22 protein-coding genes are annotated in these 24207 nt (G+C 64.9%); 16 read left to right on the top strand and 6 right to left on the bottom strand.

Annotated elements, in window-relative coordinates:
* Nucleotides 1-48: 48 nt before the first annotated feature.
* The 9 genes from DEF76_RS05830 to DEF76_RS05790 all read left to right on the top strand — a co-directional run bounded on the left by DEF76_RS05830 (nt 49) and on the right by DEF76_RS05790 (nt 11014).
* Entirely contained in the window at nt 49-1638 is a 1590-nt protein-coding gene (locus DEF76_RS05830; RefSeq protein WP_114913699.1) for an ABC transporter substrate-binding protein, read from the top strand.
* Between the two features lie 11 nt (nt 1639-1649).
* Complete coding sequence (locus tag DEF76_RS05825) at nt 1650-3236, top strand: ABC transporter substrate-binding protein (RefSeq protein ID WP_114911519.1); 1587 nt, start codon at nt 1650-1652, stop codon at nt 3234-3236.
* The gene (locus DEF76_RS05820) at nt 3236-4177 is read left to right on the top strand and encodes an ABC transporter permease (RefSeq protein ID WP_114911518.1); all 942 of its coding nucleotides are present in this window, start codon (nt 3236-3238) and stop codon (nt 4175-4177) included. Before DEF76_RS05825 ends, DEF76_RS05820 begins: the two co-directional genes overlap by 1 nt.
* A complete protein-coding gene (locus DEF76_RS19665) occupies nt 4174-5070 on the top strand; it encodes an ABC transporter permease (protein WP_114911517.1) in 897 nt (298 codons plus the stop codon). The genes DEF76_RS05820 and DEF76_RS19665 overlap by 4 nt, the downstream gene beginning before the upstream one ends.
* A gap of 3 nt (nt 5071-5073) precedes the next feature.
* The gene (locus tag DEF76_RS19660; RefSeq protein ID WP_114911516.1) at nt 5074-6051 is read left to right on the top strand and encodes an ABC transporter ATP-binding protein; all 978 of its coding nucleotides are present in this window, start codon (nt 5074-5076) and stop codon (nt 6049-6051) included.
* Complete coding sequence (locus DEF76_RS05805; RefSeq protein ID WP_114911515.1) at nt 6048-7034, top strand: ABC transporter ATP-binding protein; 987 nt, start codon at nt 6048-6050, stop codon at nt 7032-7034. Before DEF76_RS19660 ends, DEF76_RS05805 begins: the two co-directional genes overlap by 4 nt.
* A 114-nt stretch (nt 7035-7148) precedes the next feature.
* On the top strand, nt 7149-8120 hold the full coding sequence (locus DEF76_RS05800) for a substrate-binding domain-containing protein (RefSeq protein ID WP_114911514.1): 972 nt from the start codon (nt 7149-7151) through the stop codon (nt 8118-8120).
* Entirely contained in the window at nt 8120-10033 is a 1914-nt protein-coding gene (locus DEF76_RS05795) for a sugar ABC transporter ATP-binding protein (protein WP_114911513.1), read from the top strand. Before DEF76_RS05800 ends, DEF76_RS05795 begins: the two co-directional genes overlap by 1 nt.
* Before the next feature lie 12 nt (nt 10034-10045).
* Complete coding sequence (locus tag DEF76_RS05790; RefSeq protein ID WP_114911512.1) at nt 10046-11014, top strand: ABC transporter permease; 969 nt, start codon at nt 10046-10048, stop codon at nt 11012-11014.
* Nucleotides 11015-11164: 150 nt separating this feature from the next.
* Here the strand turns inward: DEF76_RS05790 and DEF76_RS05785 are convergent, their stop codons facing one another.
* The 6 genes from DEF76_RS05785 to pqqA form a co-directional block, all read right to left on the bottom strand.
* Nucleotides 11165-11650, bottom strand: coding sequence for a hypothetical protein (locus DEF76_RS05785; protein WP_114911511.1), 486 nt, complete (start codon nt 11648-11650; stop codon nt 11165-11167).
* A gap of 106 nt (nt 11651-11756) precedes the next feature.
* On the bottom strand, nt 11757-12878 hold the full coding sequence (pqqE, locus tag DEF76_RS05780; protein WP_114911510.1) for a pyrroloquinoline quinone biosynthesis protein PqqE: 1122 nt from the start codon (nt 12876-12878) through the stop codon (nt 11757-11759).
* On the bottom strand, nt 12875-13150 hold the full coding sequence (pqqD, locus tag DEF76_RS05775; RefSeq protein WP_114911509.1) for a pyrroloquinoline quinone biosynthesis peptide chaperone PqqD: 276 nt from the start codon (nt 13148-13150) through the stop codon (nt 12875-12877). Before pqqD ends, pqqE begins: the two co-directional genes overlap by 4 nt.
* Nucleotides 13147-13887 carry a pyrroloquinoline-quinone synthase PqqC gene (gene pqqC, locus DEF76_RS05770; protein WP_114911508.1) on the bottom strand — a complete coding sequence of 247 codons (741 nt, stop codon included), beginning with the start codon at nt 13885-13887 and terminating at the stop codon, nt 13147-13149. Before pqqC ends, pqqD begins: the two co-directional genes overlap by 4 nt.
* Nucleotides 13884-14822, bottom strand: a complete 939-nt coding sequence (pqqB, locus tag DEF76_RS05765; protein ID WP_114911507.1) for a pyrroloquinoline quinone biosynthesis protein PqqB — start codon at nt 14820-14822, stop codon at nt 13884-13886. Before pqqB ends, pqqC begins: the two co-directional genes overlap by 4 nt.
* Before the next feature lie 69 nt (nt 14823-14891).
* Nucleotides 14892-14993: a pyrroloquinoline quinone precursor peptide PqqA gene (gene pqqA / locus DEF76_RS05760; RefSeq protein WP_205216117.1), complete on the bottom strand. Its 102-nt coding sequence runs from the start codon at nt 14991-14993 to the stop codon at nt 14892-14894.
* A gap of 319 nt (nt 14994-15312) precedes the next feature.
* Here pqqA and DEF76_RS05755 point away from each other — a divergent pair, with 319 nt between their 5' ends.
* From DEF76_RS05755 to DEF76_RS05725, 7 genes are all read left to right on the top strand, one after another.
* Nucleotides 15313-16206: a LysR family transcriptional regulator gene (locus DEF76_RS05755; protein WP_114911505.1), complete on the top strand. Its 894-nt coding sequence runs from the start codon at nt 15313-15315 to the stop codon at nt 16204-16206.
* A gap of 197 nt (nt 16207-16403) precedes the next feature.
* Entirely contained in the window at nt 16404-16928 is a 525-nt protein-coding gene (locus tag DEF76_RS05750; RefSeq protein WP_240319119.1) for a formate dehydrogenase subunit gamma, read from the top strand.
* Nucleotides 16925-18478 carry a formate dehydrogenase beta subunit gene (locus DEF76_RS05745; protein WP_114911504.1) on the top strand — a complete coding sequence of 518 codons (1554 nt, stop codon included), beginning with the start codon at nt 16925-16927 and terminating at the stop codon, nt 18476-18478. The genes DEF76_RS05750 and DEF76_RS05745 overlap by 4 nt, the downstream gene beginning before the upstream one ends.
* 9 nt (nt 18479-18487) lie before the next feature.
* Nucleotides 18488-21319 (top strand): formate dehydrogenase subunit alpha, encoded by a 2832-nt coding sequence (fdhF, locus tag DEF76_RS05740; RefSeq protein ID WP_114911503.1) that lies wholly within the window; start codon nt 18488-18490, stop codon nt 21317-21319.
* Nucleotides 21316-22152, top strand: a complete 837-nt coding sequence (fdhD, locus tag DEF76_RS05735; protein ID WP_114911502.1) for a formate dehydrogenase accessory sulfurtransferase FdhD — start codon at nt 21316-21318, stop codon at nt 22150-22152. The genes fdhF and fdhD overlap by 4 nt, the downstream gene beginning before the upstream one ends.
* A 26-nt stretch (nt 22153-22178) precedes the next feature.
* The gene (locus DEF76_RS05730; protein WP_240319118.1) at nt 22179-22382 is read left to right on the top strand and encodes a formate dehydrogenase subunit delta; all 204 of its coding nucleotides are present in this window, start codon (nt 22179-22181) and stop codon (nt 22380-22382) included.
* An 83-nt stretch (nt 22383-22465) separates the two neighbouring features.
* Nucleotides 22466-24133 (top strand): OFA family MFS transporter, encoded by a 1668-nt coding sequence (locus tag DEF76_RS05725; protein ID WP_205216116.1) that lies wholly within the window; start codon nt 22466-22468, stop codon nt 24131-24133.
* Nucleotides 24134-24207 lie beyond the last annotated feature (74 nt).

The following is a 24207-nucleotide window of genomic DNA, read 5'->3' as shown; positions in this document are numbered from 1 at the left end:
ACAGACCGGCGCGATGCTGCCGGTGGAGGCATAAATAGGGGAATGACGATGAAACGACGGGCATTTTTGCAAGCGACGACGGCCGCGGCGCTGATGCCGCTGGCGGCGCCGCGCCTTGGCGGCGCGGCCGAGGCGCGGCTGCTGAAATTCATCCCGCAAGCCGATCTCGCCATCCTCGACCCGATCTGGACCACTGCCTACGTCACCCGCAACCATGGTTTTTTGGTCTTCGACACGCTTTTTGGCATCGATGCCCAGTTCCGCCCGCAATTGCAGATGCTGGAGAGCGCCGGCACCGAGGCCGACGGCAAGATCTGGCGGTTGCGGCTCCGCGAAGGCCTGAAATTCCATGACGGCGAGCCGGTTCTCGCGCGCGATTGCGTCGCCTCGATCAAGCGCTGGGGGGCGCGCGATGCCTTCGGCTCCGCGCTGCTCGCGGCAAGCGACGACATTGCCGCCGCCGATGACCGCACCATCGTCTTTCGCCTCAAACGGCCCTTCCCGCTGCTTCCCGATGCTCTCGGCAAAGCGGCGAGCAGCATGCCGGCGATGATGCCCGAGCGGCTCGCGAAAACCGACCCCTTCACCGCCGTCACCGACATGGTCGGAAGCGGCCCCTACCGCTTCAAGACCAGCGAACGGGTGCCGGGATCGCTCGTCGTCTATGAGCGCTTCAACGACTATAAGCCGCGCGAAAGCGGCACGCCGGAATGGACCGCGGGGCCGAAAATTACCCATTTCGATCGCATCGAATGGCATGTCGTCCCCGACTCCGCGACCGCCGCCGGCGCCTTGCAGAGCGGCGAAGTCGATTGGTGGGAACAGCCGACATTCGATCTGCTCTCTCTGCTCAAGGGCGATGACAATATCGTTGTCGAGCAGATCGACCCGACTGGATTTCCCTCGATGGCGCGCTTTAATCAGCTCTGGCCGCCGTTCGACAACCCCGCCATCCGCCAGGCACTCCTCGGCGCGGTCAGTGAAGCCGACGAAATGACCGCCGTCGCCGGCAACGACACCACGCTTTGGCGCGCCGATCTCGGCTATTTTCCCCCAGCATCGCCGATGGCGAGTGAGGCGGGGATGGACGTGCTCCGCGCACCGCGCGATTACGAGAAGGTCAAGCGCGATCTCGCCGCTGCCGGCTATAAAGGCGAACGCGTGGTCGCGATGATCGCAACCGATTTTCCCGTTCTCAACGCGATGGGGGTGGTCGGCGCCGATATGCTCAAGCGCGCCGGCATGAATGTCGATGTGCAGGCGACCGATTGGGGCACGGTGGTGCAACGGCGGGCGAAGAAGGACTCGCCCGAAAAAGGCGGCTGGAGCGTGTTTTTCACCTCCTTTTCGGGCCTCGATCAGTTCACGCCGGCGGGCTATATCGCGCTCCGCGGCAATGGCGAGAAAGCCTGGTTCGGCTGGCCGACGGCGCCGAAACTTGAGGCACTGCGTGAGCAATGGTTCGCTGCCCCCGATTTGGCGGCGCAGAAAAAAATCTGCGAGGACATCCAACGCCAGGCCTTCATCGATGTCCCGTTCCTGCCGCTCGGGCTCTATTATCAGCCAACCGCGCATCGCCGCGACCTGACGGATCTTCTCAAAGGTCTGCCGCTCTTCTGGAATGTCAAAAAAGCATAGGAAAAACGCTGATGCGCCGTCGTGATTTCCTGACAAGCTCCCTCGCCGCCGCAACATCGCTCGCCGCGCCCGCGATCGCACGCGGGGCGGAGGCGAGGGTGTTGCGCTTCGTCCCGCAAGCCAATCTCCCCAATCTCGATCCCGTCTGGGGCACGCAATACGTGGTACGCAATGCGAGCCTCCTCGTGTTCGACACGCTGTTCGGGCTCGATGCGTCGCTGACGCCGCGCCCGCAGATGTGCGAGAGTTTCGAGACCTCAGCGGACGGCTTGACATGGCGCTTTCGCTTGCGCCCCGGCCTCACATTCCACGATGGCACGCGGGTATTGGCGCGCGATGCCACAGCCAGCCTCGGGCGCTGGATGGCGCGCGACACTATGGGACAATTGATTCGCGCGCGCCTCGATGCGATGACGGCAAGCGATGATCGCACCTTCGAAATCCGCCTCAAAACACCGTTCCCGAAACTTCTCTTCGCACTGGCCAAGGGCAATCCCAATCTCCCGGCGATCATGCCAGAGCGCATCGCGCAAACCGATCCCTTCAAGCAGATCAGCGAATTTATCGGCTCCGGCCCGATGACATTCCAGAAAGACGAGTGGGTGCCGGGCTCGCGCGCGGTTTTCGCGCGTTTTAATGGCTATGCCGCGCGCGATGAACCGGGGAATTGGATGGCCGGCGGCAAGCGCATCTATTTCGACCGCGTGGAATGGCAGATCATTCCCGATGCCGCGACGGCGGCGGCGGCGCTGCAAAGCGGCGAGGTCGATTGGTGGGAGACCCCGCTCCCCGATCTCGTGCCCTTGCTTCGCCAGAATGAAGACGTCCGCGTCGATATCGCTGATCCGCTCGGCAATGTCGGTATTCTGCGCATGAACCATCTCTATCCGCCGTTCAATGACGTGCGGCTGCGCCGCGCCTTGCAAATGGTGGTCAACCAGCCCGATTACATGCGCGCGATCGTCGGCAATGACGATGCGCTGTGGAAACCGATGCCGAGTTTCATCACGCCAGGCACACCGCTTTACACCGAGGCCGGCGGCGAGGCGCTGAGCGGGCCGCGCGATTTCGCCGGGGCCAAGAAATTGCTCGCCGAGGCTGGTTACGGCGGCGAAAAAGTGGTGATGCTGGTGGCAACCGATCTCATCATCACCAAGGGTCAGGGCGACGTCTCAGCCGATGTCATGGCAAAAGCCGGCTTTAATGTTGATTACGTCGCAACCGATTGGGGCACGGTCGGCGCGCGACGGGCGAAAAAGGATCCGCCGAGCCAGGGCGGGTGGAACATGTTCCACACCTGGCTCGCTGGGGTCGATTGCATCAATCCCGCCCCAAATATCGCGATCCACACCACCGGGCCGAAAGCTTGGTTCGGTTGGCCGGATAACCCGGCGATCGAGGCGATGATCGGCGATTGGTACGCGGCCCCCGATCTCGCCTCCGAAAAACAGCAGATCGAAAAAATCAACCGTGCTTCCATGGAGTTCGTCACCTTCATTCCGACCGGCTTCTTCTATGGCTATCAGGCCTGGCGGCGCGGCGTCGAGGGCATCGTCAAGGCGCCCTTCCCGGTGTTCTGGGATGTGAAAAAAGCCTGATGGGGACTTATTTTCTACGTCGAGTGTTGGCGACGATTCCGGTGATGGCGATCGTCGCATTGTTCGTGTTTTCGCTGCTCTATATCGCCCCCGGCGATCCGGCGGCGGTGATCGCGGGCGATCAGGCCTCGCCCGAGCAGATTGCCCATATCCGCGCCTCCCTCGGCCTTGATCGCCCATTCATTGTCCGCTTTGGTGACTGGCTGTGGCATGTCGTGCATGGTGATCTCGGCACCTCGATTTTCACCAATCTGCCGGTTTCGCACATGATCGCCCAACGCATCGAGCCGACATTGAGCCTGATGATCGTGACCCTCATCCTCTCCTTGGTGATCGCCATTCCGATGGGGGTCATTGCCGCCTGGACGCAGGGAAAGTGGCAGGACCGGCTGATCATGGTGTTTGCGGTGCTCGGCTTCTCGACCCCGGTTTTTGTCATCGGCTATGTTCTCGCCTTCGTCTTCGCGCTCCAATTGCGATGGCTGCCGGTCCAGGGGTTCGTGCCGATCGAGCAAGGTTTCTGGCCCTTTCTGCGCACGCTCGTTCTGCCCGCGTTTACGCTGGGGGGGATCTATATCGCGCTGATCGCCCGCATCACCCGCGCGAGCATGCTCGATGTGCTGTCGCAGGATTATGTGCGCACCGCACGCGCCAAGGGGCTCGGCGAGCGCCCGGTGCTGTTCGTGCATGCGCTCAAAAACGCGGCGGTGCCGATCGTCACGGTGGTCGGGCTCGGGGTTGCGCTCTTGATCGGCGGCGCGGTGGTAACCGAGAGCGTCTTTGCCATTCCGGGCCTTGGTCGCCTCACCGTCGATGCGATTTTGCGCCGAGATTATCCGGTTATTCAGGGCGTCGTCTTGCTGTTCAGTTTCGTCTATGTCCTGGTCAATCTTGTGATCGACCTGCTTTACACCGTGTTCGACCCGAGGATTCGCTATTGACAGCACCTGTTTTCATCGCCGCACCTTCGCTCCCCGAGATCGTGCCGCAACGTCCCCGGCGCGGGAAATTCGCCCGCTTCGTTCTCCAGCACCCGACCATCTTCGCCGGCCTCGTGCTGATCGGGGTGATGCTGCTGATCGCGCTCTGCGCGCCATTTCTCGGCACCACCGACCCGACCGCGCTCGCGCCGGCGCGGCGGCTTCGTCCGCCCTCCGCGGCCTATTGGTTTGGCACCGATATGCTCGGGCGCGACGTCTATTCGCGCGTTCTTTATGGAACGCGGGTTTCGCTCACCGTCGGCTTCGCGGTCGCGCTGCTTGCCTCGGCCACGGGGCTCACGATCGGCCTCGTCGCCGGTTTCGTGCGCTGGTCGGATGCGATCATCATGCGCTTCATGGATGGTCTGATGTCGATCCCATCCATTCTGCTGGCGATTGCGCTGATGGCGTTGACCCGTGGCTCGGTGCGCAATGTTGTGATCGCCATTACGATTTCGGAGATTCCGCGGGTTGCGCGGCTGATCCGCGGCGTCGTGCTTTCCTTGCGTGAACAACCCTATATTGAAGCGGCGATCGCCTGTGGCGCGCGCACGCCGCGGCTGATCCTGCGCCATATCCTGCCCAACACGCTCGCGCCGCTTTCGGTGCAGGCGACGTATATTTGCGCGTCCGCGATGATCACCGAGGCGATTCTCTCTTTCATCGGCGCCGGCACACCGCCCACCGTGCCATCCTGGGGCAATATCATGGCAGAGGGCCGGGCGCTCTGGCAGATCAAGCCATCGATCGTGTTTTTTCCGGCGATTTTCCTGCTGCTGACCGTGCTCGGCGTCAATCTCCTTGGCGATGGCTTGCGCGATGCGCTCGATCCGCGCCGCGCGCTGAGGCTCTAGGCGATGGCCTTGCTCGAAGTCGAGTCGCTGCGGACGCATTTCGCGACCCCGAACGGTGCCGCGCGCGCGGTGGACGGGGTTTCGTTCACCATCAATTCCGGTGAAACCGTGGCCCTGGTCGGTGAATCGGGGTGCGGAAAATCGGTGACCTCAATGTCGATTTTGCGGCTTCTGCCGTCACCCCCCGCCTATTTCGCCGGAAAAATCCGTTTCGACGGCCGTGATCTTCTGACACTGCCGGAGGCCGAGATGCGTGCCCTGCGCGGCAATGACGTAAGCATGATTTTTCAGGAGCCGATGACCTCGCTCAACCCGGTTCTGACGATTGGTTGGCAGATTGGCGAGAGCTTGCGTTTGCATCAGGGGCTTTCGAGACGCGACGCCTGGCTGCGGGCGATCGAGATGCTGACGCTGGTTGGCATCAGCGACCCGGAGCGCCGGGTTTCCGAATATCCGCATCAGATCTCGGGCGGCATGCGCCAGCGGGTGATGATCGCAATGGCGCTCGCCTGTAACCCGAAGCTGCTGATTGCCGATGAACCGACGACCGCGCTCGACGTCACCATTCAGGCGCAGATTCTTGATCTGATGCGCGAGTTGCAGCGTCGCGTGGGGGCGGCGATTTTACTGATCACGCATGATCTCGGGGTGGTCGCGGAGATGGCCGAGCGGGTCATCGTCATGTATGCCGGGCGCAAGGTGGAAGAGGCGCCGCTCGCGCGCCTGTTTGCGCATCCGGCGCATCCCTATACGCGTGGCCTGCTTGGCGCGGTGCCGCGTCTCGGCGCCGGCGACCGCGCGCGTCTTGCCGAAATCCCTGGCCAGGTGCCGAGCCTTTTGCAATCGATCGAGGGATGCGCTTTTGCCTCTCGCTGTCCCCTCGCCGGTGATCCCTGTCGCGCGATCACCCCGATGGTGCGGGAAATCGCGCCCGGTCATTTCGCCGCCTGCCATTATGCGTCCGCGGAGGGCACGGTATGAGCCCCGCGCCGCTCCTCGAAGTCAATGGCTTGGTCAAGCATTTTCTCATTCGCGGCGGCTTGTTGGGGGGGATTACCGGGCGTGTGCGCGCCGTCGATGATCTGAGCTTCACGCTCGCGCGGGGCGAGACGTTGGCGCTGGTCGGCGAGTCGGGTTCGGGAAAATCGACGGTCGGGCGCACAATTCTCGGCCTGACCCCGCTCAGCAGCGGGGAAATCTGGCTCGATGGCACGCGGATCGATCAGCTTTCGCGCGGCCGCATGCGCCAATTGCGCCAGCGTATGCAGATCGTTTTCCAGGATCCGTTCAGCAGCCTCAACCCACGGCTTTCGGTGCGCGCGTGCCTGGCCGAGCCACTCACGAATTTCGGACTGGCGCGGGGCACGGCGGCGCGTGATGCGCGTATCTTCGAACTGCTCGATCAAGTCCAATTGCCGCGCGCAGCACTCGATCGCCGGCCGCATGAATTTTCCGGCGGCCAGCGCCAGCGCATCGCCATCGCCCGCGCGCTCGCCCCGCACCCCGATCTGATCATCTGCGATGAGGCGGTCTCGGCCCTCGATGTGTCGGTCAAGGCCCAGATCATCAATCTTCTGGTGGATCTGCAGAAGGAACTCGGCCTCGCCTTATTGTTCATCAGCCACGATCTCGCGATCGTCGAGCATCTCACGCATCGCGTCGCTGTGATGTATCTCGGCAAAATCGTCGAGATCGGCCCGCGGGACGAGGTATTTTCCCGGCCCCGGCACCCTTATACCGAGGCGCTATTGTCGGCGGTGCCGCAGCCCGATCCGGCGGCGAAGCGGCGGCGGATCGTGCTCGCCGGCGACATCCCGAGCCCGCGCAACCCGCCGGCGGGCTGCCGGTTTCATACCCGTTGCCCTTATGCGTTTGATCGCTGTCGGGTCGAAGTGCCGGAATTGCGTGGCGACGCCAGCCATCGGTTTGCCTGCCATCGCGATGATGTGCCGGGATCTGCGTGATGGCGAAAACGCGGAATGGCGGGCGGGCGACGCCGCGGGGGATTGAGGGTCGGGCCCGGGTCGGCCATAAAGCGGTGTCCCCGCACCCGGCGGGCAATGAAAATGGGAGGAAACATGCAACGCCGATCCTTATTGCAAGCCGCCGCTGGCGCTGTTGCGCTCGGCGCCCTGCCGCTCGCCGCGCGCGCCGGCGAAAAGACCATCGTCTATCTCACCCCCGGGCTCGATCTGCCGTTCTGGCGCTATCTCGCCAAGGGTATCGGCGACACCGCCAAGGCGCAGGGCTATGGCTTCACCGCGCTCGACAGCCACAACAACGCGGCGACGCAATTGAAGAACGCGCAAGACGTCATCGCCCGTGGCGTTGCCGGCATCTGCATCTCGCCGACCGACAGTTCGACCGCGCCGGCGGTGCTCGGGCTCGCGGAGAAGGCCAATATCCCGGTCGTCGTCTCCGATATCGGCACCAATTCCGGCGAATACGTTTCCTTCGTGATTTCCGATAATTTCGACGGCGCCTATGGCATCGGCAAAGTGCTGGCCGCGAAGATCAAGGCCAAGGGCTGGCAGGATGGCAGCTACGGCATGGTCACCATCAGCCAAGCGCGCAAGAACGGCCAAGCGCGCACCGCTGGTTTCCGCACCGCGATGCGCGAGGCCGGCATCGTCAAGGAAGTGCCGCTCCAGCAAATGCAGTCCTACACGACCGATGAGACCTTCCGCTTCGTCCAGGACATGCTGACCGCGCATCCCGATCTCCGTGGCCTCTTCATCCAGACCGACCAGCCGACCACCGGCGCCTTGCGCGCGATCAAGGCGGCGCGGCGCGAGGGGCAGATCCTCGTCGCTGCCTTCGATGGCACGCCTGAGCTGGTGCAACTGATCAAATCCGGCCAGGTGGTCGGCTCGGGAATGCAGCAGCCCTATGAAATGGGCGTGAAATCGGCGGAAGCCCTGCTCATGCATTTCCGCGGCGCGAGCGTGCCCAAGCAGACCACGGTGCCGATCCTGGTGATCACCAGCGAGAATGTCGATCGCATGCTGCCGGTCATCAAACGCACGGTGTTCGCCGGCGAACTGCCCTGATGGCAGGCGCCGCGGCGGCGAAGGCGGCGGCGCTTTCGCCGTCGCCGCTTCTCGAGGCGCACGGGATCGAAAAGCGCTTCGGCCAGACCCGTGCCCTCGCCGGCGCGACCTTCGACCTGCGCGGCGGCGAGGTGCATGGGCTGCTCGGGGCCAACGGCGCCGGAAAATCCACCCTGTCGCGGGTGATCAGCGGCCATATCCGGCGCGATGGCGGCACCTTGCTCTGGCGCGGCGCCGCTTTCGACCCGAGCGGCCCGCGTGAGGCGATCGCCGCCGGGATCGGCATGGTGTTGCAGGAGACCAGCCTCGCCCCTGATCTCTCGGTCCTCGAAAACATTTTTCTCCCCGACCTCGCGCGCCCGGGCTTGCTCCGCCGCCGCCCTTGGCGGGCGCGGGCAGAGGACATTCTCGCGATTCTCGGCCAGACCGCCTCGCTCCCGCTCACGGTCGAGGTCCGGCGGCTCTCGGCGGCGCAGCGGCAATTGGTCGAGATCGCCAAGGCGCTCGCCGTCGATGCCGCGGTGATCATTTTCGACGAGCCCACCGCGTCCTTGAGCCCGAGCGAGGTCGAGCGGCTGTTTGACGTGATGGCGCGGCTCCGCGCCGACGGGCGTGGCCTGGTTTTCGTTTCACACCGGCTCGAGGAAGTGCTCGCGATCACCGATCGTGTCACGGTGATGCGCGAGGGGCGAACGGTCGCCCAGGGGCTGGCGACGGCGCGCCTGAGCCAGGCCGATATCGTGCGGCTAATGGTCGGGCAGGAACTCGGGCGCATCCATAACGCGCGCGCCCCCATGGACACCGCCGCGCCCGTGCTCACGGTGCGCGGCCTCAGCGCGCCGCCGCTGGTGCGCGATGTCTCGTTCACGCTTCATCGGGGCGAAATCCTCGGCCTCGGCGGGCTGGTCGGGGCCGGGCGGTCGGAGACGCTGGAGACCCTGTTCGGCCTGCGCGCCAAGACCGCCGGCGACATCCATCTCCATGGCCGCCCGTTTGCCGCCCGCCATCCGGCGCAAGCGATCAGGGCCGGCATCGCCTTCGTGCCCGAGGATCGGCGCGGCCAGAGCATCGTGCCCGATTTCTCGGTGCGCGAAAACCTCCTCCTCGGCCATCTCTCGGCCCATCGCGGCTTTGGCCTCGGCTATCGCGCCCGCGAGGCGCGGGTCAAGGCCCTGCTCGAGACCCTCGAGCTGCCGCAAGAGCGGCTGCTCGACGCCACTATGCTGAATTTCTCGGGCGGCATGCAGCAGAAGATCATTCTCGCGCGTTGGCTTTTGCTCGACCCCAAAGTGCTGCTCCTCGACGAGCCGACCAAGGGCGTCGATATCGGCACCCGCGCGGCGATTTACGCCATGCTGCGTGACGCCGCCGACGCCGGCACCGCGATCCTCGTCGTTTCCTCGGATTTCGAGGAATTGCTCGGGCTGTGCTCGCGGATCGTCGTCATCAGCGACGGCACCACCAGCGCCGAGATGGCGAGCGCGGTGCTGGATGAAGCCAAGCTCACCCTGTTCGCGGCACCGCGCAGCTCGATGGCGGCAACCACGCGGCTGCTCGGCGAACTGGCCGAGGAAACCGGCGGCGCCGCGTTCTGGGCGCTGCGTGATGGCGGGCGGCTATTCTGCCTCGCGCGCGCCGGCGGCGCCGGCGAGGCCGATCCGGGGTTTGCCACCGGCGCGACGCCGCTGTTCAGCGAAACCCGAATCGCTGCCGCACTCGGCGCGGCAGCCGGGGAGGCGCAGGCGCGCTTCATCGCCGAGCCCGATGGCAGCCGCCATACCCTCCTGGTTCCGCTGCGCAGCCATCGCGGCCATGATTTCGGGGTGATCGGGGTCTCGGTTGCCCGCCTGCCCTTGCCCGACGCCGCGGCCATCGCCCGGCGCGTCGGCGACCTCGTGACCCGTCAGATGTGAGATCGAACCGGCATGTCAGAGACCATCAACCGGCGGGGCTCGCTCCGCCGCCTCGCCGCGAGGCTGGAAATCAGGATGCTCGGCCTCGCTCTGGCCGTCTTCCTCGCGCTATCGCTGGCCTCGCCCTTTTTCCTGCAGACCAATAATCTCCTCAACCTCCTCGATCAGTCGGTGGTGACCGGGATCGTCTCCGCCGGGATGACCTTCGTGATCCTGACCGGCGGGATCGATCTCTCGGTGGGCTCGGTGCTCGGGGTGACCGCGGTCTTGATGGGGCTTGCGATGCCGCATGCCGGCATTCTCGGCGGGATTGTCGTTGCGGTGGCGGCGGGAGCCGGGATCGGGCTTTTCTCCGGCGTGCTGGTGGCCCGCTTCGGCCTCGCCTCATTCGTCGTAACCCTCGGCGTGATGGCGATCGGGCGCAGCCTCGCCTATATCTTCTCCGGCCAGAACTCGATCTCCGACCTGCCGCCGGGGTTCAACGATCTCGTCTACACCCCGATCCTCGGCATTCCCTCGAATGTCGCAACACTGCTCGCCCTTTATGTGCTGACCTGGCTCTATCTCACGTTCACCAAGGGCGGGCGGACGATCTATGCCATCGGCTCGAACCGTGAGGCGGCGCGGGCCGCCGGCCTCAACGTGCTCGCCTACAGCATCCTGCCCTATATCGTCTCGGGCGCGCTCGCCGCGGTCGCCGGCGTCCTGCTCTCGGCACAGATCCTCTCGATCGACCCGCTCGCGGGGACGGCGCTGGAACTCGATGCCATCGCCGCCGTCGTCATCGGCGGGGCAAGTCTCGCCGGCGGGCGCGGCTCGATCATCGGCACGCTGATCGGCGTTCTGATCATGGTGATGATCCGAAACGGCCTCAATCTGCTCGGCGTCTCGCCATTCTGGCAGGGCTCGGCGATCGGCGCGATCATCATCGCCGCCGTCCTCGCCGAGCGTCTGGTCAGCGCCCGCACCGGCGGCCAGTGAGAAGCCCATGAGTTTGCTCTTTTTTGAAAAAAAGAACCAAAAAACTTTTCTCCCGTCTTCTCGGAGCGGGCAGTGCCGTAGGCACTGACCAACCGGAGAAAAAGTCTTTTTGCTTCTTTTTTCTTCAGAAAAAGAAGACTTTATAACTCTTTAGGATGCCGGGCAGCGCACCAGCGGATTGGGGAAATCCTCGCAGCCGGGGAAGGTGATCTCGTTCTCGCCGTGGCGTTCGACATGGAGGAGATCGGCGCTTTCGCAACCGAACCCGGCGGCCCCCGGCTGGCCGCCACCGGAGAGCCCAAGCAGGCCGCCGCCACCGCCCTCCGCCGGCGCCGGCGCCGCGGGCTCGAAGCGGAACTCAAAGCCGGTCTCGGTCGCCCGCACGGTCGCGACCAGACGCTGCTCATAGGTGGCCTCGGTCAGCGTGCTGCGGAGCACGATATCGCGGGTGAAAATCACCGTCGGCTGCGCGAGGCAGGTCGCGGCGGTGATCTGTGACGGCGCGGGGAAAGTGCCGCCGGTCCAAGCGCCGAATAGCCAGGCTTGCGGCGGCTCGCTATTCTGCGCCAGCGCCGGGGCGAAGGGGACGAGAAGGTTTGCTGCGGCAAGGAAGGGAATAAGGGCGCGGCGCATCATGTCTCCTGGGCTCCTGATCACGACAACAGGGCGAGATTAACGGGCAAATCCGCCAAAACGCCAGCCCATTGCGGCGCGATCGAGAGTGTTTCAGCGCCGGGAGGATTCAGGAAACCGTCTCACCGATCGTGGTCGGCGCCTCATTGTTGCCGAAACGGCGATAGACGAAATCCGGCGGCGTCTCGCCGCGCTCGGCGACCGCTTCCGCCATGACCGCGTGATCGGGGGCGAGTTCGCAGGCCGGATCGGTGCGCGCGGCATCGCCCGTCAAGGCAAAAGCCTGGCAACGGCAGCCACCCCAATCGATCTCGCGCCGGTCACAGGATTGGCAGGGTTCAGGCATCCAATCGGTGCCGCGAAAGCGCAGAAACGAGGGATCGTGCTGCCAGATCGCGGCAAGCGAGGTCTCCCGCACCGAGGGGAAGACGAAGCCGGGGAGCGTCTCGGCGGCGTGACACGGCATCGCCTTGCCCGCCGGCGAGATATTGATGAACCGCCGCGCCCAGCCGCCCATGCAGGATTTCGGCCGCCGGGCGTAATAATCCGGGATCACGTAGTCGATCACCATCTGCCCCTTGAGGCGCGCGCGCGCCGCTTCCACCGTCGCCGTCGTCGCATCGAGTTCAGCCCGGCTCGGGAGCAGGGCGGCGCGGTTTTTGAAACCCCAGCCGTAATACTGCACCTGCGCGATTTCCGTCCGCGCCGCGCCCAGCCCCTCGGCGAGCGCGATCATGCGCGGAACATTCGCGATGTTCTGGCGATGGACGACGAAATTGACGGTGAGCGGCAAGCCGGCGGCGCGGATGCGCGCGGCGGCGGCCAATTTGCGGGCATGCGCGCCGGGATAGCCGGCGATGCGGTCGGCATTGTCGGGATCGACATCCTGGAAGCTCAACTGAATATGGTCGATCCCGGCCGCCATCAGCGCTTCCATCAGCCGGTCATCGAGCTGCACACCGGAGGTGATGATATTGGTATAAAGCCCCGCTTTTGCCGCATGGCGGACGAGGTCAGGGAGATCGCGCCGCGCGGTTGGCTCGCCGCCGGTGAAATGGAGCTGCAGGACGCCGATTTTCGCTGCTTCGTCGAACACGCTCTGCCATTCCGCGGTGGAAAGCTCGCCGGCGGCGCGCTCCAGAGCGAGCGGGTTCGAGCAATACGGGCATTGCAACGGACAGCGATGGGTGAGTTCGACGATGAGGCCCATCGGGGGTTCGAACCCGGTCATAGCGCGAGCGCTCCTTTTTCCGCGAGATCGCCGAGCATCGCGGCGACGTCGGTGGCGATGGTCTCGCGCGGGGCGGCAAACCGCGCCGCGAGGTCGTCGGCGATGGCGCCGAGCGAACGCACGCCATCGATCAGCTTCAGAATCTCGACGGCCTGCTCATCGGGGAGAAACAGCCGTTCGGGCGCGAGCACCACCCAGGCCGAGCGCACCGGATCGAAGCGGAATTTCACCCCGGGCCGGAAACGCGGCACACTATCAAGGGTGACGGTCATGTGGCTTCCGGCACGAACGCCCCAGGCGGCACGAAGCCGGGCGAGACATAGGCGAAATACAGCGCATCGAGCTGCGCCCAGAGGACATCGCATTTGAAGCGGAGCGCCGCCAGTACCGCTTGCTGTTTCTCGACGCTGTCGGCGTGCGCCTTGACATAGCCGAGGGCGAATTCGACGTCGCGCGGCGCCTGCGTCAGCCGCGGCGTGAAATAGGCCAGCGTCGCCTCGGTGACGAACGGGTAATTGCGCAGCATGCCGGACACCCGCTCGGCGATGATGGTCGGCGAGAACATCTCGGTGAGCGAGGAGGCGATGGCTTCGAGGATCGTCCGGTCGCGGACGAAATCGACATAGGCATCAACGGCGAAGCGGGTCGCCGGCAGGATCCCGCGCGTCGATGCGACATAATCGGGATCGAGCCCAACGCCTTCGGCAAGCTTCATCCAGCGCGCGATGCCGCCGGTTCCCGGCCCGTCGCCGTCATGATCGAGGATACGCGAACGCCAGGCGCGGCGGAGGTCAGGGGTGGGGAGGCGGGCGAGCAGAAACGCGTCTTTGGCCGGGATGCGAGACTGATAATAAAAGCGGTTGAGCGCCCAGGCCTGCACCTGGCCGCGGCTGAGCTGGCCGCCATGAAGCAGCTTATGGAAGGGGTGGAGATTGTGGTAGCGCTCGGCGCCGATCGCGCGGAGGGCTGCTTCCAGCCCGTCCGGGGTGAGGATATCGGTGGTCGTCACAGGGTAATCTCCATCCCGTCTTCGCCGACCCGCCAGCCGGCCGCAAGGACGGCCGCGTGTTCGGGGCTGTCGGCGAGCAGGATCGGGTTGGAATTATTGATATGGACCAGAATGCGGTGCGGGATCGGACAGTCGCGAAAGGCGGCGAGGGTGCCATCTTCGCCGCCGACGCTGATATGGCCCATGCGGCGGCCGGTCTTGCTGCCGATCCCAGCGCGGATCATTTCATCGTCGCGCCACAGCGTGCCGTCGAAGAAAAGGGCATCGGCGCCGCCAGGCGTGCTGGGATCGAGGCGGGCGAGGAGCGGTGGGGTGACGCGGGCGCAGCCGGGGATGAAAAAAAGCCGCTTCGCGCCATCGCTGATCATGGCGCCGACGGTTTCCTCGCCCTCGATGATCGCCGGCGCCTCGCCGGGACGTTCGAGATAGAGCGGCACCTTGCCGGGGACCGCAAACAGGGTCAGCGTAAGCCCGCTCGGCCGGCCATCCGCGAGCCGGAGCGGCCGCGCCACATCGAGGGTGACCGCCTCGCGTGCCACGACATCGCGCGCCAGAACCTCGAAAATCGGGTTTTCATCGAGCACGCCGAGAACGCTCCCGGTGGCATAGATGGTGAACGCCTCACGCTCGCGGAGGTTGAGCAGGCCGGCGATGGCGTCGACATTGCCGTCGGTCAGCACGACCCCGGCGATCGGGGTCGAGCGGAGCCCGTGCCGCGGGTGCAGAAACGGCGCCCGTTCGATTTGGGCGCGAAGATCAGGGGTGGCATTGAGAATGAACCAATGATCGCCGTCGGCGGAGACGGCGAGCGACGCCTGATGGCGGGGTTTCGCCGCCGGATCACCTGCCCGAGCCCGCCGGCACCCTTCAGCGTTGGAGTTCCATTGCGGGAACCCACCTCCCGCCGCGGCCCCAAGAATAACGGCCCGCATGATGTTCTCGATTGCTTGGACAAATAAAAAACGCCGCCGGAGGCGACGCCTCGCGGCGGCGTTTTCGCGAAATTACTTCGCTTCGGCGCAGGCGTAGCTGTTGATTTCCGCGCCGAGCGCGATTTCGACGATCTTCGGGGATTTCCAGGCCATGGTGTTGCCTCCTAATGACAAAGAATCTTCTGGGTTTCGTTCTGTGGCGGCCAGTATTCAGCTTGGCTAAGGCACTCAAACTCGCCGTGACGACTGAACCACCAGATCGGAAAGATGCTCGAACCCGAACAGCCCCACCGACCTAGAGAGCTATCTAAACGACTTCCCGCCACCCCGCAAACTGATTTTCTCGATCAGCCTCATTGAAAAGCCCATCGAAAAGCCGCCGTGACGGGGCATATGCGGCCGCCTCGCTATATTAAAATAAATATTCCGATATCCCAAACGCTTGCCAGAAATTGAGCCGGCGTCTAAGTGGCGGGTGAAAGGTTCGTACTACGTGATCGAGAAATTGGAATATCTCCTGGCTCTGGCGCGTGAGCGGCATTTCGGTCACGCCGCCGAAATTTGCGGTGTCACGCAGCCGACCTTGTCGGCCGGGATCAAGCAGTTGGAGGAAACGCTCGGGGTGCTTTTGGTCCAGCGGGGCTCGCGCTTTCTCGGCTTCACCCCGGAAGGCGAGCGCACACTGGATTGGGCGCGGCGCATCGTCGCCGATACCCGCGCCATGCGCCAGGAAATCCGCGCGCTCAAACAGGGACTCGCCGGCAATCTCAAAATCGCCGTGATCCCGACGGCGCTCGCCATGGTCGCGCAACTCACCACGCCGTATCGCGAGCGCCATCCCGGCGTCACCTTCACCATCCTCTCCTCGACCTCGATCGCGACGCTGGCGCTCCTCGAAAATCTCGAGGTCGATGCCGGTATCACCTATCTCGATAATGAGCCGCTCGGGCGGGTGCGCACGGTGCCGCTTTATCACGAGCGCTACTGTTTGATCACCGCGCCGCAAGCGCCACTCGGCGATCGCGCGAAAGTGACCTGGGAGGATGTCGCGCAGATTCCGCTCTGCCTCCTCACGCCTGACATGCAAAACCGCCGCATTCTCGACCGTATGCTGCGCTTGACCGGGCGGCCGGCGATGCCGACGCTGGAATCGAACTCGATGGTGGTGCTGTGGTCGCATGTCCGCACCGGCCATTGGGCGAGCGTGATGCCGATCAAGCTCGCCGCCATGCTCGGGCTCAGCGACGCGGTGCGGGCGATCCCGATCGAAGGCGGGCCACCGAGCCCGATGGTCGGCCTCGTCGTGCCCTATCGCGAACCGATGACGCCGCTGACCGCAGCCCTGGTCACCCAGGCACAGATCATCGCGCCCCATCTCGAGACCTGACGGTCTCGCGGCTGGGCGGTCTCGGGAAGTCATCGCCGGCTGCGCCCAAAAAGATCGCCACGCAAAACCAATTCTTAATCGTGATGTTCTATTGCGTCACGGCATACGTGCCTTGATCACGCCGCCTCTTATGCGCATCTGATCCCTAAGCAATCGGCTTACGAGGGATCGTCGACGATCCAAGGATGATGAGTTTCATGGATATTGCGATGACCGATGGCGATCGGCGCGACACGCATCCCCACCCAGATTGGGACGCAGCGCAGGCGAGCGCCTTGATTGCCGCCGAGGCTCGCCGCGAAGGCGGTCTGTTGCCGGCGCTGCATGCCTTGATGGCGGCGTTCGGCTGCGTGCCCGAGGCGGCGGAGCCGCTGCTCGCCGACGCGTTCAATCTTTCGCGCGCCGAGATCAAGGGTGTGATCGGCTTCTATCACGATTTTCGGCGTGCGCCTGCCGGGCGACATGTGCTGAAGCTCTGCCGCGCCGAGGCGTGCCAGTCGATGAAGGGTGCAACGCTTGCCGCCGATCTCTTGGCGCGGCTCGGCCTTGCCTGGGGCGAAACCACCGGCGATGGCGCGCTCACCATCGAGCCGGTTTATTGTCTCGGTCTCTGCGCCATGCCGCCGGCGGCGCTTTTCGACGGCGCCCCGATCGGCAGGCTGGATGCCAAACGCCTCGCAGCCCTGGTCGCTGCGGCGCGCGGCGTGGAGCAGCCGGCGTGAGCGCCCGGATCTTCCTGCCACGCGATGCCGGCGCGCTGGCGCTCGGCGCCGATACCGTCGCGGCTGCGCTCGCGCGCGAGGCGCAAGCGCGCGGGATCGCGCTCGAAATCGTGCGCACCGGCTCGCGCGGACTTTACTGGCTGGAGCCGATGCTCGAGGTCGCGACCCCGTCCGGCCGCATCGCCTATGGCCCGATCGCGGCCGAGGAGGTCGCATCGCTCTTCGCGGCGGAGTTTCTCGCCGGCGCTGCGCATCCGAAGCGCCTTGGCCGGCCGGAGGAGATTCCTTATCTCAAGCGCCAGACCCGGCTCACCTTCGCGCGCACCGGCATCGTCGATCCCGCTTCGGCCGAGGATTATGCCGCGCATGGCGGCTGGCTCGGGCTTGCGCGGGCGTTTGCGCTCGGCCCCGCCGCGACCATTGAGGAAGTTGTCGCTTCGGGCCTGCGCGGGCGCGGCGGCGCCGGTTTTCCGACCGGGATCAAATGGCGCACCGCGGCGGGCGCCAAAGCCGCGCGCAAATACATCGTCTGCAACGCCGATGAAGGCGATTCCGGCACGTTCGCTGACCGCATGATCATGGAAGGCGATCCTTTCGTGCTGATCGAGGGGATGCTGATCGCGGGCTACGCGGTCGGCGCGAGCAAAGCCTATCTCTATACGCGTTCGGAATATCCGCATGCGATCGCCGCCATGGAGCGCGCGCTGGCGGCGGCAAAGCGCGACGGCTTTCTCGGCGACAATATTCAGGGGACGGGATTTTCCTTCGATCTTGAGGTCAGGGTCGGCGCCGGCGCCTATGTCTGTGGCGAGGAGACGGCGCTGCTCGACAGTCTCGAGGGCAAGCGCGGGATGGTGCGCGCCAAACCGCCGCTGCCGGCGCTCGAAGGGCTTTTCGGCCAGCCGACGGTGATCAACAACGTGATTTCGCTCGCCTCGGTACCGATCATCCTCGCCGAAGGCGCGAAAGCCTATCAGGAACTCGGCATCGGCCGCTCGCGCGGCACCATGCCGATCCAATTGGCCGGCAATATCCGCTATCCGGGTTTGTTCGAGGCGGCGTTCGGCGTCACCCTCGGCGAACTGGTCGAAGAGATCGGCGGCGGCACGGCAAGCGGGCGCCCGGCGCGGGCGGTGCAGGTCGGCGGCCCGCTCGGCGCCTATTTCCCGCGCGCTTTGTTCGACACGCCGTTCGATTACGAGGCTTTCGCCGCGCGCGACGGGCTGATCGGCCATGGCGGCGTCGTGGTGTTTGACGACAGCGTCGACATGGCGGCGCAGGCACGCTTCGCGATGGAATTCTGCGCGATCGAATCCTGCGGCAAATGCACGCCCTGCCGGCTCGGCTCGACCCGCGGCGTCGAGGTCATGGACCGCATCCGCGCGGGGCGGGATGTCGAAAAAAATCTCGCTCTGATCACCGATCTTTGCGAGACGATGAAATTCGGCTCGCTCTGCGCGCTCGGCGGCTTCACGCCATATCCGGTGATGAGCGCGCTCACCCATTTCCGGGACGATTTCACCCGCGCCGCCGCACACGCCGCCGCATAGGAGATCGCCATGTCGCTGATCAAGGAAACCGATTACGGCACGCCACAACCGAGCAGCGGAAAAACCGTCTCGCTCACCATCGATGGTCACGAAGTGACCGTGCCCGAAGGCACCTCGATCATGCGGGCGGCGATGATGGCCGGCATCGCGGTGCCGAAACTCTGCGCGACCGACAGCCTCAATGCGTTCGGCTCGTGCCGGCTTTGCCTCGTCGAGATCGAGGGCCGCGCTGGCACCCCGGCCTCCTGCACGACGCCGGTCGCAGCCGGCATGGCGGTTGCGACGCAGACCGAGCGGCTGGCGAAAATCCGCCGCGGCGTCATGGAACTCTATATTTCCGACCATCCCCTCGATTGTCTCACCTGTGCTGCCAACGGCGATTGCGAATTGCAGGACATGGCCGGCGCCGTCGGTTTGCGCGAAGTGCGTTACGGCTATGACGGCGCCAATCATTTCGCGGCGAGCAAAGACCTCTCCAATCCGTATTTCGCCTTCGACCCGGCCAAGTGCATCGTCTGCTCGCGTTGTGTGCGCGCCTGCGAGGAAGTGCAGGGCACCTTCGCGCTGACCATCGCCGGGCGCGGCTTCGCCTCCAAGGTCGCGACTGGAAGTGTGGACTTCCTCTCCTCAGAATGCGTCTCCTGCGGCGCTTGCGTGCAGGCCTGCCCGACCGCGACGCTGATCGAGAAATCGGTGATCGAGATCGGCCAGCCGGAGCATTCCGTTGTCACCACCTGCGCTTATTGCGGGGTTGGCTGTAACTTCAAGGCCGAGATGCGCGGCGAGCAGGTGGTGCGCATGGTGCCGTACAAAGACGGCAAGGCCAATCACGGGCATTCCTGCGTCAAGGGGCGCTTTGCCTTCGGCTATGCGACCCACCGCGAGCGGATCCTCACGCCGATGATTCGCGAAAAAATCACCGATCCCTGGCGCGAGGTGAGCTGGGAGGAAGCGATCGCCCACACCGCCGCCGAATTCAAGCGGATTCAGGCGCGCTACGGCAAAGACGCGGTCGGCGGCATCACCTCTTCGCGTTGCACCAACGAGGAGACCTATCTCGTCCAGCAATTGGTCCGCGCCGGTTTCGGCAACAACAATGTCGATACCTGCGCCCGCGTCTGTCATTCCCCGACCGGCTATGGCTTGAAAGCGACCTTCGGCACCTCGGCGGGGACGCAGGATTTCGACTCGGTCGATGACAGCGACGTCATTCTGGTGATCGGCGCCAACCCGACGGACGCGCACCCGGTCTTCGCGTCCCGCATGAAGCGGCGTTTGCGCGCCGGCGCCAAGCTGATCGTCATCGATCCGCGCCGCATCGATCTCGTCCGCTCGGCGCATGTCGAGGCGACGTTTCATCTGCCGCTCCGCCCCGGCACCAATGTCGCGATGGTCAACGCGCTCGCCCATGTCATCGTCACCGAGGGGTTGGTGAACGAAGCGTTCGTGCGCGCATATTGCGATTGGGATGCTTTCCAGGACTGGGCGGACTTCATCGCGCGCCCGGAGAACAGCCCCGAGGCGGTGGCGCAAGTGTCCGGCGTGCCCGCCGATCTCATCCGGAAGGCGGCGCGGCTTTACGCGACCGGCGGCAATGCCGCGATCTATTACGGCCTTGGCGTCACCGAACACAGCCAGGGCACGACGACGGTGATCGCGATCGCCAATCTCGCGATGGCGACGGGCAATATCGGCCGCCGTGGCGTCGGCGTGAACCCGCTGCGTGGCCAGAACAATGTCCAGGGCTCGTGCGACATGGGGAGTTTTCCGCACGAACTGCCCGGCTATCGCCACATTTCCGAACCCGCGACGCGCGCGATCTATGAGAAGATCTGGAATGTTACGCTCGACGCCGAGCCCGGCTTGCGCATCCCCAACATGATCGACGCGGCGATGGATGGCTCGTTCAAGGGGCTCTATATTCAGGGCGAAGACATCGTCCAGTCCGATCCCGACACGCATCACATGATCGCCGGCCTCTCGGCGATGGAATGCGTCGTGGTGCAGGATCTCTTCCTCAACGAGACCGCGAATTACGCCCATGTTTTCCTGCCGGGGTCGAGCTTCCTCGAAAAAGACGGCACCTTCACCAATGCCGAGCGCCGCATCAATCGCGTCCGCCGCGTGATGCGCCCGAAAAACGGCTATGCCGACTGGGAAATCACCCAGATGCTGGCGAACGCACTCGGCTATCCGATGAATTATCGCGATCCCGCCGAAATCATGGACGAGATCGCCCGCACCACGCCGAGCTTCGCCGGCGTCTCCTTCGACCTGCTCGATCGCGTCGGCTCGGTGCAGTGGCCGTGCAACGAGGCAGCACCGGAGGGCACACCGACCATGCATATCGGCGGCTTCGTGCGCGGCCAAGGCCATTTCATGATCACCGAATATGTCGCGACCGAGGAGAAAAGCGGGCCGCGCTTTCCGCTGCTCCTCACCACCGGGCGCATCCTTTCGCAATACAATGTCGGCGCGCAGACACGGCGCACCGCCAATGTCGCCTGGCATGAGGAGGATCGGCTGGAAATCCACCCGCATGACGCCGAACAACGCGGCATCCGCGACGGCGATTGGGTGAAGCTCGAAAGCCGCGCCGGCGCGACGGCACTCCGCGCCCTGATCACCGACCGCGTCGCGCCGGGCGTCGTCTACACCACCTTCCACCATCCCGATACGCAAGCCAATGTGGTGACGACAGAGTTTTCCGACTGGGCGACCAACTGCCCGGAATATAAGGTCACGGCAGTGCAGGTCGCGCGCGCCAACGGGCCGACGGAATGGCAGGAAACCTATCGCCAGCACGCCGAACAGAGCCGGCGTATCCTGGCCGCGGAATGACGCTGCCGGCGCCGATCCTGACGAGCACGCCACTCGTTTGGCGCGAGCATGGTGCGGCGCGCGGCCTGCGCCAGATTCCGGAGGAAACCGCGGTCGCGCTCACCTATGGCCGCGCGACCTACGCGGTGATGATGGCAACCCCGGCTGATCTCGAGGATTTCGCTTGGGGATTTACCCGCAATGAAGGGCTGATCACCGCGGCGGACGAAATCACCGCCTGCGACGTCGTCGCCCGTGAGATCGATGGCGAGGCCGCGATCGAACTCCGCCTCGATCTTGCGGGGGTACGCGAGGAGGCGCTCTGGCGGCGCCAGCGGCGGCTTCTCGGGGCGACCGGCTGCGGCCTCTGTGGCATGGAAAGCTTGGAAGCGGCGCTCGCACCTCTGCCGGCGATCGTAAGCGACCTCCAGCTCGACGCCGGGACGTTGGCCGCCGCGATGGCGGGGCTCGGCGCCTGTCAGACGCTGAACCAGCAAACGCACGCGCTCCACGCCGCGGCATTTTTCGCCCCTGGCCGCGGCATCGTCGCGGTGCGCGAGGATGTCGGGCGGCACAACGCGCTCGACAAGCTCGCCGGTGCGCTCCTCCGCGCCGGTATCGCGCCGGCGTCTGGCGCCGTCTTGCTGACCTCGCGGGTCTCGGTCGAGATGGTGCAGAAAGTGGCGCGGATGGGATGCGCCATCGTACTCGCGGTTTCCGCCCCGACCGGGCTTGCCATCCGTCGCGCCGAGCGTTGCGGCATCACCCTCGCCGCCATCGCCCGCGCCGACGGGTTCGAGATTTTCACCCATCCCGCGCGCATCGTCATCGAGAGAGAGGCCTATGTCGCCTGAAAACCATGTCGCCTGAAAAACTGACCATGATGGCGAATCAGATCAGCCGCTTTTTCGCCCATCTCGGCCCCGAGCGCGCGCCGCCGGAAATCGCCGACCATTTGCGCAAATTCTGGGATCCGCGCATGCGGCGCGAAATCGTCGCCCATGTCGCGGCGGGCGGCGGCGGGCTCGATCCGCTGGCCGCGACGGCGGTTGGACTGCTGGTGGAAGACGCCAAGGTTTCTTGAGTCTGCGTTTCATATCAGCGTAATATCGTTGCGTACGTCGAGACTGACATCGTCCGGGAAAACGGCCAAAGGAAGAAAAAACCATGTCGCGAGCAGACACCGCGCCCACTGGGGCAATGCCAGCGTCGGCTGGACTCCTTGATCGCGCGCGCATCATTGCGCGCCCCGGCTTCAACCGCTGGCTGGTTCCTCCGGCCGCCGTTGCCATCCATCTCTGCATCGGCATGGCCTATGGGTTCAGCGTCTATTGGCTGCCGCTGTCGCGCGCCCTCGGCGGCGCCAAACCGATCGCCTGCGCCGCCGGAACCGGACTCTTCTCGGTGCTCTTGGCCAGCAACTGCGACTGGGCAGTATCCGATCTGGTTCTGACTTTTACCATCGCGATCGTCCTTCTCGGCGCCTCCGCGGCGATCTGGGGCGGCTGGCTGGAGCGCGCCGGGCCGCGCAAGGCCGGGTTCGTCGCCGCGCTCTGCTGGGGCGGCGGCTATCTCATCGCCGCGGCGGGGGTTTTCGTGCATCAACTCTGGCTGATCTGGCTCGGCCTCGGGCTGATCGGCGGTGTTGGTCTGGGACTTGGCTATATCTCCCCGGTCTCGACGCTGATCAAATGGTTCCCCGATCGCCGCGGCATGGCGACCGGCATGGCGATCATGGGATTTGGCGGCGGCGCGATGATCGGCGCCCCGCTCGCCAATAGCCTGATCGCGAGTTTTCCCGCAACCGCCGGGCAAAACGTTGCGCTCACCTTCGCGGTGACAGGGGTGATTTACTTCGTGGTGATGACGATCGGCGCCTTCGGCTATCGCGTGCCGCCCGAGAACTGGCAGCCGGAGGGCTGGACGCCGCCGGCGGAGAGCGGCCGGCCGATGATCACCACCCGCCACGTCCATCTCCACATGGCGCCGCGCACGCCGCAATTCTGGCTGATCTGGGCGGTGCTCTGTCTCAATGTCAGTGCCGGCATCGGCATCCTCGCCATGGCCTCGCCGATGCTGCAGGAAATCTTCGCCGGCAAACTGATTGGCGCGCCCGATGTCGGCTTCACCGCGCTCGACGCCCACCAGCGCGCGGCGGTTGCCGCGATCGCCGCCGGTTTTGCCGGGCTGCTTTCGCTGTTCAACATCGCCGGGCGGTTTTTCTGGGCCTCGCTCTCCGATCGGCTCGGCCGCAAGAACACCTACACCACCTTCTTCATTCTCGGCATGATCGTCTATGCGAGCGCGCCTTCCGCCGCGCATATGGGCAGTAAGGCGCTTTTCGTCGCTTGCCTCTGCATCGCGCTCTCGATGTATGGCGGCGGCTTCGCGACCGTGCCGGCCTATCTCGCCGATATTTTCGGCACCAAATTCGTCGGCGCCATCCACGGCCTGATCCTCACCGCCTGGTCCACCGCCGGCGTCATCGGCCCGGTGCTGGTGACCTATATCCGCGACACCCAGATCAGCGCCGGCGTCGCGCGTTCGGCCGTTTATGACCGCACGCTCTATATCCTCGCCGGGCTGCTGTTTCTCGGCTTCATCGCCAATCTGCTGATCCGCCCGCTGGACGAAAAATGGTTCATGAAGGAAGAAGATGAGGCGCGCCGAGACCTCGCCGCCCACCCGGCGGCGAAGGTATCCGCCGCCGGCTCGTTCGGGATCGGGCGCGGCGGCTTCACCCCCGGCGCGCTGCTCGCCTGGCTCGCGATCGGCATCCCTCTCGCCTGGGGTATTTTCATCACCTTGAGCCATACTCTGGTGATGTTTCGGTGAGGACGTAGAGAAGAGAAAAAAGTTCTTTTTGAAAAAAAGAACCAAAAAACTTTTGTCCTGAACGGGCGGGCGCG

It is taken from the genome of Acidibrevibacterium fodinaquatile, assembly GCF_003352165.1.
Taxonomy (GTDB): Bacteria; Pseudomonadota; Alphaproteobacteria; order Acetobacterales; family Acetobacteraceae; genus Acidibrevibacterium; species Acidibrevibacterium fodinaquatile.
This window is presented reverse-complemented; position numbering and strand designations above follow the sequence as displayed.

Coding starts and splice junctions, on each gene's coding strand:
- DEF76_RS05725 (WP_205216116.1), top strand. CDS start 22,466: ATGTCGCGAGCAGACACCGCGCCCACTGGGGCAATGCCAGCGTCGGCT.
- pqqD (WP_114911509.1), bottom strand. CDS start 13,150: ATGACCGTCACCCTTGATAGTGTGCCGCGTTTCCGGCCCGGGGTGAAA.
- fdhF (WP_114911503.1), top strand. CDS start 18,488: ATGTCGCTGATCAAGGAAACCGATTACGGCACGCCACAACCGAGCAGC.
- DEF76_RS05790 (WP_114911512.1), top strand. CDS start 10,046: ATGTCAGAGACCATCAACCGGCGGGGCTCGCTCCGCCGCCTCGCCGCG.
- DEF76_RS05830 (WP_114913699.1), top strand. CDS start 49: ATGAAACGACGGGCATTTTTGCAAGCGACGACGGCCGCGGCGCTGATG.
- DEF76_RS05785 (WP_114911511.1), bottom strand. CDS start 11,650: ATGATGCGCCGCGCCCTTATTCCCTTCCTTGCCGCAGCAAACCTTCTC.
- DEF76_RS05800 (WP_114911514.1), top strand. CDS start 7,149: ATGCAACGCCGATCCTTATTGCAAGCCGCCGCTGGCGCTGTTGCGCTC.
- DEF76_RS19660 (WP_114911516.1), top strand. CDS start 5,074: ATGGCCTTGCTCGAAGTCGAGTCGCTGCGGACGCATTTCGCGACCCCG.
- DEF76_RS05795 (WP_114911513.1), top strand. CDS start 8,120: ATGGCAGGCGCCGCGGCGGCGAAGGCGGCGGCGCTTTCGCCGTCGCCG.
- DEF76_RS05730 (WP_240319118.1), top strand. CDS start 22,179: ATGATGGCGAATCAGATCAGCCGCTTTTTCGCCCATCTCGGCCCCGAG.
- DEF76_RS05750 (WP_240319119.1), top strand. CDS start 16,404: ATGGATATTGCGATGACCGATGGCGATCGGCGCGACACGCATCCCCAC.
- DEF76_RS05825 (WP_114911519.1), top strand. CDS start 1,650: ATGCGCCGTCGTGATTTCCTGACAAGCTCCCTCGCCGCCGCAACATCG.
- DEF76_RS05805 (WP_114911515.1), top strand. CDS start 6,048: ATGAGCCCCGCGCCGCTCCTCGAAGTCAATGGCTTGGTCAAGCATTTT.
- DEF76_RS05820 (WP_114911518.1), top strand. CDS start 3,236: ATGGGGACTTATTTTCTACGTCGAGTGTTGGCGACGATTCCGGTGATG.
- fdhD (WP_114911502.1), top strand. CDS start 21,316: ATGACGCTGCCGGCGCCGATCCTGACGAGCACGCCACTCGTTTGGCGC.
- pqqE (WP_114911510.1), bottom strand. CDS start 12,878: ATGACCGGGTTCGAACCCCCGATGGGCCTCATCGTCGAACTCACCCAT.